The organism is Streptomyces sp. NPDC102259, from assembly GCF_044766465.1.
In the GTDB taxonomy this organism is placed as follows: Bacteria; Actinomycetota; Actinomycetes; order Streptomycetales; family Streptomycetaceae; genus Streptomyces.
In genome coordinates, this window is sequence record NZ_JBIWMA010000005.1 from 1 (window position 1) to 17,997 (window position 17,997).

General features: G+C 74.0%; 13 protein-coding genes. 6 read left to right on the plus strand and 7 right to left on the minus strand.

Translation table 11 applies throughout. The features are described 5' to 3' along the window. Positions 1-245: 245 nt before the first annotated feature. A complete protein-coding gene (locus ACIRPU_RS14170) occupies positions 246-1,772 on the plus strand; it encodes an APC family permease (protein ID WP_403866281.1) in 1,527 nt (508 codons plus the stop codon). On the opposite strand, the gene ACIRPU_RS14175 is transcribed toward ACIRPU_RS14170, so the two are convergent. From ACIRPU_RS14175 to ACIRPU_RS14190, 4 genes are all read right to left on the minus strand, one after another. Next, positions 1,773-6,404, minus strand: a complete 4,632-nt coding sequence (locus tag ACIRPU_RS14175; RefSeq protein ID WP_403866284.1) for a hypothetical protein — start codon at positions 6,402-6,404, stop codon at positions 1,773-1,775. Between the two features lie 118 nt (positions 6,405-6,522). Further along, a complete protein-coding gene (locus ACIRPU_RS14180; protein WP_403866287.1) occupies positions 6,523-7,401 on the minus strand; it encodes a hypothetical protein in 879 nt (292 codons plus the stop codon). A gap of 70 nt (positions 7,402-7,471) precedes the next feature. Continuing rightward, positions 7,472-9,001 carry a hypothetical protein gene (locus ACIRPU_RS14185; RefSeq protein ID WP_403866290.1) on the minus strand — a complete coding sequence of 510 codons (1,530 nt, stop codon included), beginning with the start codon at positions 8,999-9,001 and terminating at the stop codon, positions 7,472-7,474. Between the two features lie 131 nt (positions 9,002-9,132). Continuing rightward, positions 9,133-9,834, minus strand: coding sequence for a GntR family transcriptional regulator (locus tag ACIRPU_RS14190; RefSeq protein ID WP_403866293.1), 702 nt, complete (start codon positions 9,832-9,834; stop codon positions 9,133-9,135). A 171-nt stretch (positions 9,835-10,005) separates the two neighbouring features. Here ACIRPU_RS14190 and ACIRPU_RS14195 point away from each other — a divergent pair, with 171 nt between their 5' ends. From ACIRPU_RS14195 to ACIRPU_RS14215, 5 genes are read left to right on the plus strand one after another with little or no spacing between them, the layout of a single operon-like run. Continuing rightward, positions 10,006-11,307, plus strand: a complete 1,302-nt coding sequence (locus ACIRPU_RS14195; protein ID WP_403866296.1) for an MFS transporter — start codon at positions 10,006-10,008, stop codon at positions 11,305-11,307. An 8-nt stretch (positions 11,308-11,315) separates the two neighbouring features. Continuing rightward, complete coding sequence (locus ACIRPU_RS14200; protein ID WP_403867195.1) at positions 11,316-12,158, plus strand: putative hydro-lyase; 843 nt, start codon at positions 11,316-11,318, stop codon at positions 12,156-12,158. A 20-nt stretch (positions 12,159-12,178) separates the two neighbouring features. Then, positions 12,179-12,946: a LamB/YcsF family protein gene (locus ACIRPU_RS14205; RefSeq protein ID WP_403866299.1), complete on the plus strand. Its 768-nt coding sequence runs from the start codon at positions 12,179-12,181 to the stop codon at positions 12,944-12,946. Positions 12,947-12,948: 2 nt separating this feature from the next. Next, positions 12,949-13,602, plus strand: a complete 654-nt coding sequence (gene pxpB, locus ACIRPU_RS14210) for a 5-oxoprolinase subunit PxpB (RefSeq protein ID WP_403867198.1) — start codon at positions 12,949-12,951, stop codon at positions 13,600-13,602. Continuing rightward, on the plus strand, positions 13,599-14,468 hold the full coding sequence (locus ACIRPU_RS14215; RefSeq protein WP_403866302.1) for a biotin-dependent carboxyltransferase family protein: 870 nt from the start codon (positions 13,599-13,601) through the stop codon (positions 14,466-14,468). Before pxpB ends, ACIRPU_RS14215 begins: the two co-directional genes overlap by 4 nt. A gap of 44 nt (positions 14,469-14,512) precedes the next feature. Here the strand turns inward: ACIRPU_RS14215 and ACIRPU_RS14220 are convergent, their stop codons facing one another. From ACIRPU_RS14220 to ACIRPU_RS14230, 3 genes are read right to left on the minus strand one after another with little or no spacing between them, the layout of a single operon-like run. Next, positions 14,513-15,574, minus strand: coding sequence for an SGNH/GDSL hydrolase family protein (locus tag ACIRPU_RS14220; protein WP_403866305.1), 1,062 nt, complete (start codon positions 15,572-15,574; stop codon positions 14,513-14,515). Further along, on the minus strand, positions 15,571-16,839 hold the full coding sequence (locus tag ACIRPU_RS14225) for a glycosyltransferase (RefSeq protein ID WP_403866308.1): 1,269 nt from the start codon (positions 16,837-16,839) through the stop codon (positions 15,571-15,573). The genes ACIRPU_RS14220 and ACIRPU_RS14225 overlap by 4 nt, the downstream gene beginning before the upstream one ends. Further along, positions 16,836-17,963 carry a glycosyltransferase family 4 protein gene (locus tag ACIRPU_RS14230; protein ID WP_403866311.1) on the minus strand — a complete coding sequence of 376 codons (1,128 nt, stop codon included), beginning with the start codon at positions 17,961-17,963 and terminating at the stop codon, positions 16,836-16,838. Before ACIRPU_RS14230 ends, ACIRPU_RS14225 begins: the two co-directional genes overlap by 4 nt. Between the last annotated feature and the right edge of the window lie 34 nt (positions 17,964-17,997).

Consider the following 17,997-nt stretch of genomic DNA (forward strand, 5'->3'; position numbering starts at 1 on the left):
CGCCCCACCCCCCCCCCCCCCCAAAAAACACAAACCCCCAAGCCCACAAAAACCCCCCCCACCCCCCCCCCCCCACCCCCCACCCCCCCCCCCCCCCCCCCCCCCCCCCCCGGGGGCCCCCCCGCGCCCGTTCACAGGGCGATCGCTGGTCTCCGAGTCGTGTGAACGGACTCGACCGGAGATGATCTCGCGGACGTACCGCGCTGGTGGTGTGCTGGTCTCCCACGAGCACCAGGAGTCCGCCGATGACGACAGCCGAGCAGTCGCCAGGCCCTCAGCAGGACGACGCCGAGCTCGCCGAGTTCGGCTACAGACCCGAGCTCAAGCGAACCCTGGGCAACTTCCACACCTTCGCCGCGGGCATCAGCTACATCTCGATCCTCACCGGCACTTTCCAGCTGTTCTACTTCGGCTACGGCAGCGGCGGCCCGGCCTACTGGTGGTCCTGGCCGATGGTGTTCGTCGGCCAGTTCACGGTCGCCCTGTGCTTCGCGGAGCTCGCCGCCCGCTATCCGGTCGCCGGGTCCGTCTACAACTGGTCGAAGAAGATCGGCAATCCTCATCTGGGCTGGCTGGCCGGCTGGATGATGCTGACCGCCTCGATCGTGTCGATCGCGGCGGTGGCGCTGGCCTACCAGTTGACGTTGCCGCAGATCTCCTCGACCTTCCAGTTCGTGGGTGACGGCACCGGCACGTACGACGTGGCGACCAACGCGGTCGTCCTGGCCACCGTGTTGATCCTGTTCACCACGTTGGTCAACGCGTTCGGCGTCAAGCTGATGGCGACGATCAACACGGCCGGTGTGTTCATCGAGCTGGTCGCCACCGTCGTACTGATCGTCCTGTTCGCCGTCCACATCACCCGCGGCCCCCAGGTGGTCATGGAGACCAACGGCACGGGAGCGGGTTACGGGACCGGGTACCTCGGCGCCTTCCTCGTGGCCTCGCTGGCCTCGGCGTACGTCATGTACGGCTTCGACACGGCCGCGTCGCTCGGCGAGGAGTCCATCGACCCGTCCCGCAACGCGCCCCGCGCGATCATCCGGGCCATCGTCGCCTCCTTCGTCCTCGGCGGACTGATCCTGCTGCTCGCGCTGATGAGCGTCTCCAGCCTGAAGGGCGACAAGCTGTCCACGGACGGTCTGCAGTACATCGTGCTCGACGTGCTCGGTCCGACGGCCGGCAAGGCGATGCTGTGGTGTGTGCTGATCGCCGTCACGGTGTGCGCCCTGGCCGTGCACACGGCGGCGATCCGGCTGGCGTTCGCGATGGCCCGTGACAACAACCTGCCCTGGTCCGCGCGGCTGGCCAGGTGTCACCCGCGCTTCCGGACCCCGGTGCTGCCGACCGTGATCATCGGTGTGCTGGCGCTGTCGATCCTCGTGGTCAACATCCGCCAGCCACAGATCTTCACCGTCGTCACCAGCATCGGCATCATCATGATCTACCTCGCCTACCTGGGCGTGACCGGCCCCATGCTGGTGGCGCGGCTGCGCGGCAAGTGGCAGCCGGCGAGCGACGGGAAGTTCTCGCTCGGCCGCTGGGGGCTGCTCGTCAACATCGTCGCGGTGGTGTGGGGCGCGGCGATGACGACCAACCTGATCTGGCCGCGCGCCGCGGTCTACAACGCGGCGGCGCCCTTCCACTGGTACCTCCGGTGGGGCGCCGTCCTGTTCGTCGCCGTGATCGCGGGCGGTGGCTTCGCCTACTACTGGTTCGTGCAGCGGCACCGGACCGGTGTGCTCGAGGACCACCGCCTGGCGGACAGCTGATCAACCGGCGTTCGGCGCCGGCCTCTTGTACATCCGGGTCGCCGTGATCTCGCTGCGCACCTGCGCCCCTTCGCCCTCCCCGGCCGGGGCCTGCTGCGGCAGACCCGGCCGGAGGTGTTCCTCGACGCTGATGTACTTCAGGCCCGCCCGCAGGTCGGCGTCGTTGCGCAGCCGGATGACCAGCGGGAACTCCGCCAGCGCCGTGGTGTCGAACAGTCCCGTGGTGTAGAGGAGCTGCACGCCGAGGGCGTCCGAGACCGCGCGCTGGAGCTCCAGCAGATAGGTCGCGTTGGCGCGCCCGATGGGGTTGTCGAGGAACAGCGTGCCGGCGTACCGGTGCTTGTCCCGGCCCCGGTCGTTGCTCCTGAGCGCCGCCATCGTGCAGTACAGGGCGATGGCCGCGGTGAGCAGCTGGCCACCGGAGAACACGTCGCCCATCTGACCGACGGGGACCCGCTCGGCCCGCAGCACGGCGTCCGGCTTGAGGATCTCGACGGCGACGCCCTTGGGCTGGAGGGCCGCGCCGACCCCGCGCAGCAGCAGTGACACGCCGTCGCGCCGCAGGTCGGAGTTCTTCTTCACGGCGGACCGGGTCGCCTCGTCGATGACCTCGCCGAGCCGCTCGGTGAGGGTGCTCTGATCGGGCTCCTCGAAGCGGATGCGCAGGAACTCCTGGCCGGACCACTCGCCGAGCCCCTCGGGCAGCCGGGAGAGCCGCTGGGCCGAGCGCAGGGTGGCGAGCGCGGACTCGACGAGCCCGCGCAGCCGGTCCACGATCGAGTCCCTGTTGCGCTCCAGCTGCTCCAGCTCGTCCGTCAGGACCCGCAACCGGGGTGCGAAGGCGTTCGCCCACTTCTGCGCGTGCTCGGGCAGCGCGGAGGCCGGCAGCTCGCGGATCTGCTGGCGCGCCGGGGTGCGGACCTGCTCATAGCGCGTGGAGTTGGCGTGCCGGACGAGGATGTCACTGGCCTCGCGGACGGCGGACTCGGCGGCGGACAGGTCGGCGGCGCAGCCGCGCAGGGACCGGCGGGCCTCGGCGGCCGCCTGGCGGGCCTCCTCGGTGGTGCCCGGATAGGGCTCCGACTCCTCCTGGTCCTCGTCCGAGATGTGTTCCCGCAGCAGGTCCCGGAGCATCGCGGCGATCTCGTCGAAGCCGCCGGCCGCGTCCTCGGCGGCACGGTGGGCGGCCAGGAGTTCCGCGTGCGCCTCGCGTGCCTGGTTCAACGCCTCGGTGCGGGCTCCGAGTTCGGTCGTCGCGGTGCGCAACAGCGCCTGGGCGTGCTCGGCGTCGCGCGGCTGGAGCTCCTCGGGCAGCTCGGTGTGGGCGCCGCCGTCCTCGGGGGCGTGCCGCTCGGCCTCGCCGCGCAGCCGACCGAGCTGCTCGCTCGCGGTGGACACACGGGTCTCCAGCAGCTGCACCAGCTCTTCCGCGCGTGCGGCGGCGGCCTGCCTGGACGGCCCGTCGGAGCCGTCGGGCGACTGGAGCAACTGCTCCGCGCGCGTGCGGACCTTGTTGCTGAGCCGGTCCAGCTCGGTGCGGGCCGCGCTCTCGTCGCTCTCCCCGCGGGCCTGCTCGGCCCGCAGGTCCGCGCCGACGCCGACCTTCTCGTACAGCTGGGACGCCGCCCGGTAGGCCTCACGGAGGGCCGGCAGGGACGTCCGGGACGCGTCGGCCTCGGTTTCCAGTACGTCGTCGGGGGCGCCGGCGATCTCGGCGCGTTCGGCGCGCAGCGCACGCGCGGTACGTCGGGCGTCGTCGGCGGCGCGCTGGGCGCCGCGTCGGTCCTCGTCGGCGGCGCGGGCGCGCTCCAGGCAGGTCTGGGCGCGGGCCTCCGACTCGGCGGCCTCGTCGGCGAGTTCACGCACCTTGACCTGCCAGCCGGCCCGCTCACGCAGCCGGAAGGCGAGGCCGGCCAGGGCGTCGGCGGCTCGCCGGGCCTTCTGCGCCGCCTCCTGGCGCTCGTCGCGCACCTGGGCCGCCTCGGCGGCGATCTCGTCGGCCTCGGCGCGCACGGTCCGTGCCTCGGACAGCTCGGCCTCGGACTCCTCGGCGAACGCGCGCGCCTCCCGGGCGGATCCCGCCAGCTCGGTGAGCCGCCCGGCGGGACAGCCGGTGCGCCAGGAGGCCAGCCGGGCGGCCAGCTCGCGGTCCTTGCCGAGCCGCGCGGCGAGCCGGCGGATGTCCTCGTCCCGCTCGGTCGCCCGCGCGCGCAGCGCCTGCCGTTCCTCGTCGGCGGCCTGCTCGTCGTGCATGGCCGGGTTCGGCGGGACGAGGAAGACATCCCCGCTCTGCGCGTCGGCCGCCGGGGTCGGCGCCAGCAGGGCGGCGGCCGTACCGACGGCCACCGCCGATCGGGGCAGCAGGGCGGCGTCACCGAGCGCCACGCGAGCGCGGGCGTGCGAGGCGGGGTCGGTGATGATCACGCCGTCGACCAGTTCGGGCCGGGCGGCGAGCACACGCGCGTGGTCGGCGGGGTCGACGGCCTGCGCGAGGTAGCGCCAGCCGGGCAGGGCGGGGATGCCGTGCTCGCCGAGGAACTCGACCGTGGCCAGCACGTCGGGGCCGGGCGGCAGCAGTCCCCCGTCGCCGAGCGCGCCGAGGATGCGGGAGTCGTCGGCGGCCGCGGTCCGCAGCTCGAAGAGCTGCCGTTCGGCGGAGGTGACGGCGTCGTCGAGGAGGTCGCGCAGTTCGTCGGCGCAGCGGTCCAGGTCCTCGGGGGTCAGCAGGGAGTCGTCGCCGGGCTCGCCGTTCTGCCGTGGCTGCGGTATCCGCGGGCGTGCCCCGCCGCCGGTCAGACCGAGCAGCTCGGCGAGCCGTTCCTCACCGGCCAGGGACTCGGCGAGCCGCTGCTCGGCCTCGTACGACCGGTGCGCGGCGGTCGCCGCGTCGGCGGCCCGGGCCGCGGTGAGCTCGGCTCGGGACTCGGCGGAGGCGGCCTCGCGCGCGTGCTCGGCGGCCCTGTGCGAGGCGTCACGCGCGGCGTCCCAGGCGGCGACGGCGGTCTTCTCGGCATCGCTGGCGGCGAGGGCCGCGCGGGCGGGGTCGGCGTCGGGCGCGCTGTCGTCGAGCCAGCCCGCGCGTACGGCCTCGGCGGTCTCCTGCTCGACCTCGGAGAGGCGCTGACGCAGGTGTCCGACCTCGCTGCGGGCGCGCTGGGCGTCGGTGGCGGCGGACGTCGAGTCCCGGTGCGCGGACTCGCCGACCTCCTGGAGTGCCGCCGAGCGTTCCTCCTCCTCGTTGGCGAGGGCCTCGGCCTTCTCGGCGGCCGCGTGCAGGGCCCGTACGAGGTCGACGGCGGCCTTGGCGCGGGCGGCGAGCGCGGGGGCGGCGTCGCGTTCGGCCTCCTGGATCGCGACGGAGACCCGCGCGACCCGGTCGGCGGCGGCGCGGTGGCGCAGCACGGCCTCGGCGGCCTGCCAGGCGGAGTGCAGGGTGCGGGCGTCGGCGAGTTCGCGCTTCTGCGCGGCGGCGGACTTCTCGGCGCCGGCGAGCGCCAACGAGGCGTGACGGAAGGCGATTTCGGCAGCGATCAGCGCGCTGCGCTCCCGTGCGCTCTCGGAGTGCGTGACGGCGTAGGCGGCCGCCGTGACGCGCTGGGCGAGATCACCGGCCCGCGTCTTCTCCCGCACGCCCCGCGCGGACAGCCGCCGGGCCAGCGCGCGGGTGCGGCGCTCGGCGCCGGCGTGGACGTCACGCGCGCGTGCCCGCGCCTCGGCGGCCTCGACGATCCGCCCGAGCAGGTCCACCGAACCGGCGGTGAAGTCCCGTTCGGCGATCAGCTCGGCGCGGCGGCCCAGCTTGTTGCCGAAGCCGCTGACCAGGTCGGCGAGCCCGTCGGTGTCCCGGGTGTCGGTCACCGCGCGCAGCAGCAGGTCGGTGAAGTCGGAGTCCTTCTTGACCGCGAAGAGGCCGGCGGCCTCGCCCTCGTCGGCGTTCATCTCCCGCTGGTAGCGGAAGAGTTCGGGGTCCAGGCCCAGCTCGCCGAGGTGCTCGATCCACCGGTCGTGAATCTCCTCCCAGTGCACCTCCAGGTGCGGATACGCCTTCCCCGCCTCGGTGAGGGCGTCCCGGAAACCCTTCATGGTGCGCCGCCGCCCCTGCGCGCCGGAGGCTCCCTCGACGGGCGGGCGTACGGCGGTGGACTCGGCGACAGGCAGGTTGTCCAGGCTCAGCCCGGGCCCGGGCCGGAACGAGTACCAGGCCTCCGCGAACTTCCGCGGGTCGTTGGACACCTGTCGCCCGCGCCACTCGCTCACCTTGCCGACGACGACGCACTCGCCGGTGAGCACGTGCTGCCATTCCAGCGCCACGTGTCCGCAGTCGTCGGCGAGCAAGAACTTGCGCAGCACGCCGGAGCTGGCGCCGCCGAGGGTGTTGCGGTGGCCCGGCAGCATCACCGAGAAGATCAGCTTGAGCAGGACGGACTTGCCGCCGCCGTTCTCCAGGAAGAGCACGCCCGCGGGCGCGGGCCTGCGCGGCGGGCCGACGGGCTCCTCCTCGAAGAACTCCGCCTGTGTGGGGGCGGGGTCGGGCACGATGCCGCCCACGCCCCGCAGGTCGAGCACGGTGTCGGCGTAGCGCGCACCGGCAGGCCCGATGGAGTAGAGGCGGACTCGGGACAGCTCGTACATGGCGGACTCTCGTAAGTCTTCGGCAGATCGGGGGGGGTGGCGCTTCCGGAGTTCAGGGGCCCGAGGGCCCGTGAGCTCCGGAAGCTCGCAAACTCGGAAGCTGGTCGGCTCGGAGGCTTCAGGAGTGGAACGGCAGCCCGGCGTCGGCCACCAGGTGCAGGTCGTCGGTCTCCTCGGCGGGCAGCAGCGTCGGAGAGCCGTCGGTGACCGGGACGATCCCCAGCTCCAGCAGCTCGGCCATGGCGGCACCGCCCGCCATGTCACGCACCTGGAGCTGGTAGCGGGCGGTCGTCCGGTAGGTGCCGCCGCCGTCGTCACCGGTCCGCTGGAGGAACCCGGAGTCGGTGAGGAACGCGACGGCCTTGCCGACGATGCCGGTCGTGGAACCGGCGAGTCTGCGCGCGTCCTTGGTGGCGCCGGTGGAGCTGCGTCTGGCCCAGATCCGCCAGGCGGCCTCCAGTCCGGGCGCGTCGGTGGCGGGGTCGGTGTTCTCGCCCTGCTCCTCCGCCCGCTCCTCCAGCCGGTGGCAGGCCTGGCGCACGAAGGCGTCCACCCCGTTGACGCTGACCCGGCCGATGTAGCCGTCGTCGGCCAGGTCCTCGGGCCGGGGGAACGCCATCGCGGCGACGGAGAGGTGCGCGAGCCCGTGCAGGAACCGGTCGCCGCCGTCGGCGGACGTACGCCGCGCGTAGTCCCCCATCCGCACGGCGAACACCGAGTCCTCGGCGGCGGTCACCGCCATCCCCGCGCGCGGGGAGACCTCCAGCACGATCAGCCCCAGTCCGGCGGCCACGGCGTCGGCGAGCCGCGCGAACGGCGGATCCTCGCGGTACCGCCGCAGCAGCTCCGCGTACTCCTGGTCCCGCGCGGGCTGCACCTTGGGCTGCAGCCCGAAGGCGACGAGCCGCGCCGCGTCGGCGGCGTCGGCGGGGGTGACGGCGGCGCTCACCGCCGGGGCGGGGGCCTCCGTATCGCTCCACTCGACGTGCTCGGTCACAGCTTCGGCTCCTTGGTGTTCTCGTGCTCGGCGGTGTTCTCGTGCTCGGCCACTCGGTTCCCGACCCGGCTCATGCCGCCTCCGTGCGGTCCGCCGCCATCCCCGCGGCGTCCAACAGGGCGGTGCCGACGATGAGATCGGCCCCGCCGAACCCCGGGTCGTCCAGTTCCTGCCCGTCGTCCACGGCGAACAGCAGTTTCTCCTCGCCCTGGCGGTAGGCGGTGCCCACGGCCGGACTGGCGGCGTGCACGGCCAGCAGCGCCACCAGGTAGGCCAGCTCTTCGCCCTCCTTGGCGCGCGCCTCCTCGAGCAGTCCCGACAGCCGTCGTGGCGCGTCCGCCGGCAGGTCGAGCAGCTGCTTGGCCATCGCCAGCTGTTCCTCGCTGAACCGGCTGTCGTCCGGCGTCGCGATGAGGTCCGGCTCCGGCATCTCCGCCCCCAGGTGCTCGCGCTCCACCGGCGGCGTCAGCAGCAGGTCGACGAGATCGCCCACCCGCACCGACACCGGCGTGCGCAGCCCGGCCCCCCGCGCGAAGAACGCGTCGGTGACCCGGACCGCCTGCTCCAGCGGCAACGGCAGCACGGGGGTGACGAGATGCCCGTAGAGGTCTATCCCCGACGAGGTCATGGGCGTGGCGAAGGCCTGTCGGTCCTGCTCGGCGCGGAACAGCGGGCCGGCCTCCAGCAGCCGGGACTGCAACTGGGTGTGCCGGCGGATGCAGTCCTTCACGATGTCGACGAGCTCGGCGGCCCGCCGCTTGTTCTCCGCGTCCTCGATCTCGTCGCGTGCCTTGCGGATGTTGGTGAGGATCGCGTTCTCGTGGCGGTAGCGGTCGGCGACGTGGTCGAGGGCCTCGGCGATCATGTCGGGCACGGCGTTGAGCCAGTCCACCGCGCGCACGTTGCGCCGGGTCGCCTCCAGGGCGCGGCGCAGCGTCTCCGAGTACTGCACGGTGCGGTAGCGGGCCTGCTCGGCGGCCAGCTGGGCGTCGGCGAGACGGCCGCGCCGGATGAGCACCTCCAGCTTGACCTCGGCGGCGATCTGCGCGCTGGTGACGTCGGTGTCGAGGGCGCCGACGAGGACGTTGACCGCCTCGTCGGTCGTGCGGAGGTAGACCACGCCGCCGTGGCCGGGGACCTCTTCGATCAGCTTGAAGTCGTAGTCGCGGCGCACATACGTGCCGTCCGGCGCGAAGGTGCCGTATACGGCGCGGAAGCCGCGGTCGACGCTGCCGACGTTGATCAGGTTCTCCAGGACCCAGCGGGCCACCCGCTCGTGCTCGGCGACGGGCCGCCGCGGGGCCTGCGCGGCGATGCGCGGCATGAGGCGGGCCACTATCTGGTCGTGGTCGGCGCCGGTGTCGAAGTCCATGTTGAGCGTGACGAGGTCGATGGCGGCGAGGGCGATCTCCGCCATGCCGTAGACCGAGTACTCGCCGGCGAGGTTGGCCTTGCGTGCGTCGAGGTCGTGGATCGGCGCGGTGCAGGCGAGCGCGCGCAGCCGCCGCGCCAGCCCCTCGTCGGCGGCCGGGCCCGGAGCGGGGCGCGGCCCCGCGCTGAGCTGGGGCGGAACACGGTCCGTCGACGCAGGCGAAGTCACGGTGCACAGACTAGGTCCTCGGTCTGACATCGACCCAAACGAGGCCTATCGCCTCCGGCGGGACGGCCGGACGACTACAGGTCGTTCTCCGGCTGCGGGCCGGTGGGGGCCGGTCGCGCAGTTCCCGCCCCCTACGGGGCGCCGTCGCCCTCGACCCTTCGCCGGTAGGCCTCGAGCACGCGTTCCGACGAGTCGGCCAGGTAGACGGCGAGCAGCCGCTCGGCCTCCGCCGCGTCCCGCGCCTCCAGGGCCTGGAGGATCTGGCGGTTGCGCTGGAGGTACGGCTCGTGCAGCCGGCGGGGCTCGTCGACGAGGTGGAAGGCGAGGCGCAGCTCGGCGAAGACGCCGCGCATCAGCTCGTCGGTGCGAGCGCTTCCGGCCAGGGCCACCAGTTCGCGGTGGAAGTGGAAGTTGGCGGTACCCAGCCCTTTCCAGTCATTCTCGACGGACGCGACCTGACCCTCGGTGACGCTCGCACGAAGGCCGTCCAGCGTGTACGGCGGCTCCCCCAGTCCCCGCACGACGGCGCACTCGACGAGCGCGCGCGTGCGGTAGATGTCCTCGACGTCCTCGACGGTCAGCACCCGGACGAAGACGCCACGGTTCAACTCGTGGACGAGCAGGCGCTCGTGGGTGAGCAGCCGGAACGCCTCGCGCAGCGTGTTGCGGGAGACACCGAGCGCCCCGCCGATGCTGTCCTCCGACAGCCGTGTGCCGGGCGGGAAATAGCCCTCGGCGATGCGGCTTCGGAGGATGTCCGAAACCCGTTCGGCCGTGCTCGTGCGGCCCAGGAGGGCGCGGTCGTCGGCCAGTCCCGCCAGCTGCTCTGCCATGCCCGGAATTCAACCGCAGACACGAGAACGAAACAACATGGGTATTGAAGGATCGTTCAACGATCCTCTACCTTCGTTTCCATGGCACCGCCCGTCCCCACCGCGGCGACCCGCCTCCGCACGGCACGGCTCACTCCCCGCACCCTCCGTCCTCCCACAGCGAGGTGCCCCATGAGCACGCCTCTTCCACCACCGACCCCGGCCACCGACACCCGCCCCGCCACCGCCGCACACGCTCCCGACGACGGCGCCCTGGCCTGGCTGCGGGCCCTCGGCCCGCGCGGCCGCCGCGCCTTCGCCGGCGCGTTCGGCGGCTACGCCCTCGACTCCTACGACTACTTCACGCTGCCGCTGAGCATGGTCGCGCTGGCGGCGTACTTCGGTCTGGACAGCGGTCAGACCGGCCTGTTCACCACCGTCACCCTGGTCGCCTCCGCTATCGGCGGCGCCGTGGCGGGGGTGCTGGCCGACCGGATCGGCCGGGTCAGGGCCCTGATGATCACGGTGATCACCTACGCGGTCTTCACCGTCGCCTGCGGCTTCGCACCCACCTATGGGTGGCTGCTGGTCTTCCGGTCCCTCCAGGGCCTCGGCTTCGGCGGCGAGTGGGCGGTCGGCGCGATCCTGGTCGCCGAGTACGCGAGCGCGAAGCACCGGGGGCGCACCCTGGGCGCGATCCAGAGCTCGTGGGCCGTCGGCTGGGGCCTCGCGGTACTCACGTACACACTGGTCTTCTCGTTCTTCGGCGACGACATCGCCTGGCGCGTGATGTTCTGGACGGGCGCGCTGCCCGCGCTGCTCGTGGTGTGGATGCGGCGCCGGGTACAGGACGCCCCGCAGGCCGCCGCCGCACGCGAACAGAGCGCCGAGAGGGGCTCGTTCCCGGCGATCTTCAAGGGACCGCTGCTGCGGACGACGCTCTTCGCGGGCCTGCTCTCCACCGGTGTGCAGGGCGGCTACTACACCCTGGCGACCTGGGTGCCGACCTATCTGAAATCCGAGCGCGGCCTGTCGGTGGTCGGCACCGGCGGCTATCTGACCTTCCTGATCTCGGGGGCCTTCCTCGGCTACCTCACGGGCGGCTATCTCACCGACCGGCTGGGCCGGCGCCGCAACATCTGGCTGTTCGCCCTGCTGTCGGCGGTGTGCATCCTGGCGTACGCGAACATCCCGAGCGGCGCGGACACCGTGCTCCTCGTGCTCGGTTTCCCGCTCGGATTCTGCATGTCGGCGATCTTCAGCGGCTTCGGGTCCTATCTGAGCGAGCTGTACCCGACGGCCCTGCGCGGCACGGGACAGGGTTTCACCTACAACACCGGCCGCGCCGTGGGCGCCGTCTTCCCCACCACGGTCGGCTTCCTCGCCGACAGCTGGGGCGTGGGCGGCGCGCTGGTGTTCGGCGCGATCGGATACGCCATCGCCGCCCTGGCGCTGCTGGGGCTTCCGGAGACCCGCGGGAAGGAACTGGAGTGAACCGTCCGATCCTCACGCAGCACCGCCGTCCGCCCCTCGTCGAGGACCGTCCCGTCACCCTCCTCGACGAGCACGCGCACGCGTGGAGCCCCGCCAGCGCACGGGCCCGCTTCCGGGCGGGCCTGGCGGGCCCCACGGCCGGGGTCGCGGGCGGCCACACCCAGGTCAACCTGATCTCGGTGCCGGCCGACTGGGCGTACGACATGCTCCTGTTCTGCCAGCGCAACCCGAAGCCCTGTCCCGTCCTCGACGTCACGGACGCCGGCTCCTGGACGACCGTCCTGGCCGAGGGCGCCGACCTGCGCACCGATCTGCCGCGCTACCGGGTCTGGGCGGACGGGGAGCTGGTGGACGAGCCGACGGACGTGCGCGCGTACTGGCGTGACGACCTGGTGTCGTTCCTGATCGGGTGCAGTTTCACCTTCGAGTGGGCGCTGTCCGGGGCGGGCGTGCCGATCCGGCACGTCGAGCAGGGACGCAACGTCCCGATGTACGTGACGAGCCGCCCGTGCCGGCCCGCGGGGCGGCTGCACGGCCCCCTGGTGGTGTCCATGCGTCCGGTGCCGCCGCAGCACCTCGCGGCGGCCATCCGGGAGAGCAGCCTGCTCCCGGCGGTGCACGGCGGCCCCGTACACTGCGGCGATCCGTCGGGACTGGGCATCGACGACCTCGGCCGGCCCGACTTCGGCGACCCCGTGGAAGCCGCGCCGGACGACATCCCGGTGTTCTGGGCCTGCGGTGTGACCCCGCAGGCCGCGGTGATGGCCTCGCGCCCGCCCTTCGCCCTCACCCACGCCCCGGGACAGATGTTCCTCACCGACGCCCGCGACGAGCAGTACCGCGTGGCTTGAGAAGGAGATACGAAGGAACCATGAGCGCGACGACCGCGATCGATCTGAACGCCGACCTCGGCGAGGGCTTCGGCCGCTGGCAGCTGACCGACGACGAGCAGCTGCTGTCCGTCGTCAGCAGCGCCAATGTGGCCTGTGGCTTCCACGCCGGGGACGCGGTCACCATGCGCCGGGTGTGCGAGCTGGCGGCCGAGCGGGGAGTGACGATCGGCGCGCAGGTCTCCTACCGGGACCTGGCCGGGTTCGGACGGCGCGCCATGGACGTGCCGTCCGCCGAGCTGACCGCCGAGGTGGCGTACCAGATCGGCGCCCTGGAGGTGTTCGCCCGGGCGGCGGGCGCGCGCGTGGCGTACGTGAAGCCGCACGGCGCGCTCTACAACCGGGTCGTGCACGACGAGGAGCAGGCCGGTGCGGTGGTCGAAGGGGTCCTCCTCGCCGGCGCCGCGCTGCCCGTGCTCGGGCTGCCCGGCTCACGCCTGCTGGAGCTGGCCCGGGTAGCGGGTCTCCCGGCCGTCCCGGAGGCCTTCGCGGACCGCGCGTACACCGAGGAGGGCACGCTCGTGCCCCGTGGGCGGGCCGGGGCCGTGGTCACCGACCCGGACGCCGTCGTGGAACGGTCGGTGCGCCTGGCCCGCCTCGGGCAGGTCACCTCCCACGCGGGATCGTCCATCGAGGTACGCGCGCGTTCGCTGTGCCTGCACGGCGACACGCCCGGCGCGGTGGAGCTGGCCCGCCGGGTCCGGCGTGGGCTGGAGGAGTCGGGCGTACGAGTGGAGGCCTTCGTATGAGCGTGCGCGTCCTGCCCGTCGGCGACGACGCCCTGCTCGTCGAGCTGGCGTCGGGCGCGGAGGCCGAGGCGCTGCACGCGGAGCTGCTGCGTCGCCGCGCGGCGGGCCAGCTCGGCGCCCGCGAGATCGTCCCGGCGGCCCGCACCGTCCTCCTGGACGGTCTGACCGACCCCGGCCGGCTGGCGTCCGAGCTGGCCGCGTCCGACGTACCGCCCGCTCCTCCGCGTGAGCAGGCGGCCGTGGAGATCCCGATCCGTTACGACGGCCCGGACCTGGCCGAGGTCGCCGCCCACTGGGGGGTACCTCAGGAGGAGGTGGCCCGCATCCACGCGGCCACCGAGTTCCGGGTCGCCTTCTGCGGGTTCGCGCCCGGCTTCGGCTACCTCACCGGCCTGCCGTCGCGCTACGACGTGCCGCGCCGGGCCACCCCGCGCACCGCCGTACCGGCCGGTTCGGTGGGGCTGGCGGGGCCGTACACGGGGGTGTACCCACGTTCGTCGCCGGGCGGCTGGCAGTTGATCGGCAGCACGGAGGCGGTGCTGTGGGACCACGCGCGCGTGCCGGCCGCCCTGCTGTCGCCGGGCACGCTCGTGCGCTTCGTCCCGGTGGGACCGGCGAGGCCGGTGGAGCCGGTGGAGCCGGTGGGCAGCTCATGAGCGACCGAGCAGTCTCCGTCGTCCGCGCCGGGGCGCTCACCACGGTGCAGGACCGGGGCCGCCCGGGACACGCGCATCTCGGCGTGCCCCGTTCCGGCGCTCTCGACGCGCCCGCGGCGGCCCTCGTCAACCGGCTGGTGGGCAACCCGCCCGACGCGGCCGTGCTGGAGACGACGCTCACCGGCTGTGCCCTCAGGCCGCGTTCCGACGTGACCGTCGCGGTCGGCGGCGCGCCCTGTCGGGTCACGGCCGACGGCCGGCCGGTCGCCTGGGGCGCGCCCGTACGGGTACGAGCCGGGACCCTTCTGGACATCGGACCTGCCGTCCGCGGGGTCCGCACCTACGTGGCCCTGGCAGGCGGCGTCATCGTCGAGCCGGTCCTCGGCAGCCGGTCCACGGATCTGCTCTCGGGCCTCGGCCCCGCGCCGCTCACGGACGGCACCGTCCTGCCCCTGGGGCGCGAACTCGTCCCGCACGCGCGCGTGGACGTCGCCCCGCAGCCTGCGCCGCCGGCCGAACTCGTCCTCCGGGTGACGCTCGGCCCACGGGACGACTGGTTCACCCCGGACGCGCTCCGCGCCTTCACGTCGCGGACGTTCCTCGTGTCGTCGGCGAGCAATCGCATCGGGCTGCGTACCGAGGGGCCCGCCCTGGAGCGCGCCCGGAGCGGTGAGCTGGCGAGCGAGGGCATGGTCCTGGGGGCCGTACAGGTTCCGCCCGCCGGCCGGCCGGTGGTCTTCCTGGCCGATCACCCGACCACCGGGGGCTACCCGGTGATCGGGGTCGTCCGCGCGGGCGACCTCGCGGCCGCGGCCCAGGCCGTGCCCGGAACGCCGGTCCGCTTCGTGGCCGTGCGCCGAAGGTGACGCAGGCGGCGCCCGCCTGGGCCTCAGGTGGCGTCCGGCTGACCTCAGGCGGCGTCCGGCCGCCGCTCCGCCACGGAGAGCGCGGCGAGCGCCGCGGACACCGCCGCGGAGGCCCGCAGATCGAGGCGGGCGCTCGTCCCCCGCGCGCGGTGCCGCAGCTCGTCGGCGGCCAGCGTGAGCAGTTGCGGAAGCAGGTCGGTGCACCGCCGGGCCACCCAGCCGGTGCCCGCGGTCGCCAGCCACCACAGGCTCGCCGAGGTCGTCGGCGCCGCGAACTCGGGCTCGGGCGAGGGCGCTGAGCCGGTCGCGAGACCCGCCTCGGCCAGCACCGCGTGGAAGCGCACGGCCAGTTGCCGGTGCCCCCGTTCCCCGGGGTGGAGCCGGTCAGCGCTCCACATGGCCCGGTCCGTCAGCCAGGCGCCCTCCGCGGCGTGCAGGTGGACGGCGCCGTACCGCTCGGAGAGCGCGTGGACGACGGCGTTGACCGCGCGCTGCCGCCGCGCCAGTGGCCGGGCCAGGGCCCCGGGCAGCCCGAGGGCGCCGCCCGGGTCGGGCAGGCACGCGGTGAGCAGGACCGCGCCCTGCTCGGCGAAGGAACCGTAGACCGTGTCGAGCCGGGCGGCCACGGCATGGATGTCGAAGGTGCAGCGCAGGGTGTCGTTGACGCCGACGACCACGGAGACGACGTCGGGCCGGAGCTCGAGCCCGGCCGGGAGCTGCCGTTCCAGTACGTCCCGCGTCTGCGCGCCGCTGACCGCGAGATTGATGAACTCCACGGGCCGCACGGGCTCTATGGGCTCTGCGGGCTCTACGGGTTCTTCGGGCTCTCCGCGTTCTCGGAGCTCTCCGGGCTCCGAGGGATCCGCGACCCCCTCGGCCCCCTCGCTCCTCCCAAGCCCCTCGGTCCCGGCGACGACCGCCACAGCCGCCACAGCCGGCGCAGCCCCCGCAGCCGCCACAGCCGGCGCAGCCCCCGCAGCCCCCTCGGCCTCGCCGACGAGCCCCTGGGCGAGCAGCGCGGCCCAGCCGCGCCACCCGTCGCCCACGGGGTCCCCCACGCCCTCGGTGAGCGAGTCCCCGAGGGCGACGAAGCGGACGCGTCTCATCCGAGGCCTCCGGGCACGAAAGGACGGACAGGGGCGGTCCCCGGCGCCGTGACCGACACCGCCGCGTCGTGCGCCGCGAGGAAGGCGTCGACCGCCGTACCCCAGCCGAAGCACTCCGCACGCGCGCGTGCGGCCTCCCGGCGGGCCGCGAGGGGACGCCCCAGGAGGTTCTGCACGGCGTCGGCGAACGCCTCTCCCCGGTCGGTCGCCGTGGCCCCGGCGGCGCCGATCACCTCGGGGAGGGCCGAGGAGGCGCTCGCGACGACGGGGGTCCCGCACGCCATGGCCTCCAGGGCGGCGAGCCCGAAGGTCTCCGCGGGCCCCGGGGCCAGGCACACGTCGGCCGAGGCCTGCAGGGCCCCGAGCGCGCCCCGGTCGGAGACGTGCCCCAGGAACGTCACGGGCAGCCCGCGCTCACGGGCGCGCTGCTCCAGCCGCGGCCGCAGCGGACCGTCGCCCGCGACGACCAGCACCGCCCGCGCACCGCGCCGCAGCAACGCCTCCAGGGCGTCCAGCGCCGTACCGGGCCGCTTCTCCACGGACAGGCGGGTGCACATCACCAGCAGGGTCTGGTCCTCGCGCGCGTGGCGGGACCGCAGCCCGGCGTCCCGCAGGGCGGGGTGCCGTTCCACGAGGTCGACGCCCAGGGGCGCCCGTACGACGTTGCGCGCCCCGATCCGCACGAACTCCCGCTCGGCGAACTCGGTGGTGCACACCACGCGCGCGTACGTGTGCGCCGTACGCAGGTTGAGCGCGTCGGCGGCGCGCCGGGCCGCCCCTTCCGGCACGCCCCAGGTGCGCAGGACGCCGTCGGCGGTCTCGTGGGAGACCATCACGGCGGGAACTCGGGCCCGCCGCGCCCACTTGCCGGTCCAGCGCAGCGTCGTGCGGTCGGAGACCTCCAGACGGTCGGGGGCGAGTTCCGCCAGCAGGCGGGCGACCCGCCGCTTGTCGGTGAGGACGCGGTAGCCGCCGGTGCCGGGCAGCAGCGGCCCCGGCAGGGTGATCACCCGCCCCTGCTCGGTCGGACGGTCGCTCTCCCGCTCTCCGGGCACGATCAGGACCGGCTCGTGGCCGGCCGCGCGATAGCCCTTGCCGAGTTCGCGCAGGGCCGTGCGCAGTCCGCCCGAGGCGGGGGCGACGAAGTTGGCGAGCCGCACGATCCGCAGCGGCCCGCTCTGCGTGGGGGTGAGGCGCGCGGAACCGTTTCCGCAGTCGGCGCCCCTCGTGTCGTTCGGGCCGCTCGTGTCGTTCGGGCCGTTCATGCCGCCACCACCAGTCGACGCGCGGCGAGCACGTCCTCGTAGTGACCGATGAGCCGGTCGCCGACGGCGGCCCAGGTGCGTCCCTCGACCGTGGCCCGCCCGGCGGCGCCGTAGACGGCCCGCCGCGCGGGGTCGGCCACCAGCTCCGCCACCGCATCCCGCACGACGGTGGCGTCCCGGGGCGGGACGAGCAGGCCGGTGCGCCCGTGGGCGACCAGGTCCAGGGGGCCGCCCGCGGCGGGCGCGACCACCGGCACACCACTGGCCATGGCCTCCTGCACGGTCTGGCAGAAGGTCTCGAAGGGGCCGGTGTGCGCGAACACGTCCAGCGAGGCGAAGATCCGGGCGAGTTCGTCGCCGGTGCGGTTGCCCAGGAAGACCGCGCCCGGCAGGGACTCCTCCAGCCCGGGCCGGCTCGGTCCGTCGCCCACCACCACGACCCGGACGCCCGGCAGCCCGCATACGCCGGACAGCAGCTCGACATGTTTCTCGGGGGCGAGCCGTCCGACGTAGCCGACGATCAGCTCGCCGTTCGGGGCGAGAGCGCGGCGCAGCGTTTCGTCGCGCCGGTCGGGGCGGAAGCGCAGGGTGTCCACGCCCCGCGGCCACAGCTTCACCCGGGGCACACCGTGCGTGTCCAGGTCGTGCAGGGCCGCGCTGGAGGGGGCGAGGGTGAGGTCGGCGGCGGCGTGGACGGACCGTATCCGGCGCCAGGCGGCTGCCTCGCCGGCGCCCATGTAGGTGCGGGCGTAGCCGCCCAGGTCGGTCTGGTAGACGGCGACGGCGGGGATGCCGAGCCGGGCGGCTGCCGCCATGCCCCGGACGCCGAGGATGAACGGGCTGGCCAGGTGGACCAGGTCGGCACGGTGTTCGGCGATGGCGGCGGCGACGCGTCGGCTGGGGAGGGCGACGCGGACCTGGGGGTAGCCGGGGAGCGGAAGGGAGGGGACTCGGACGACGGGGCAGGGCGCTTCGGCGTCCGGCCCGGTCCCGGCGGCGGTGGCCGGGGCGACGACGACGGGGGTGTGACCGCGATCGACGAGGTGTCGGGCGGTCTGGAAGGCGCAATGGGCCACGCCGTTCACGTCGGGGGGAAAGGATTCGGTCACGATGACGACACGCATACCCGTGTTGTCGCCGCCCCGGACGTGGACGCGT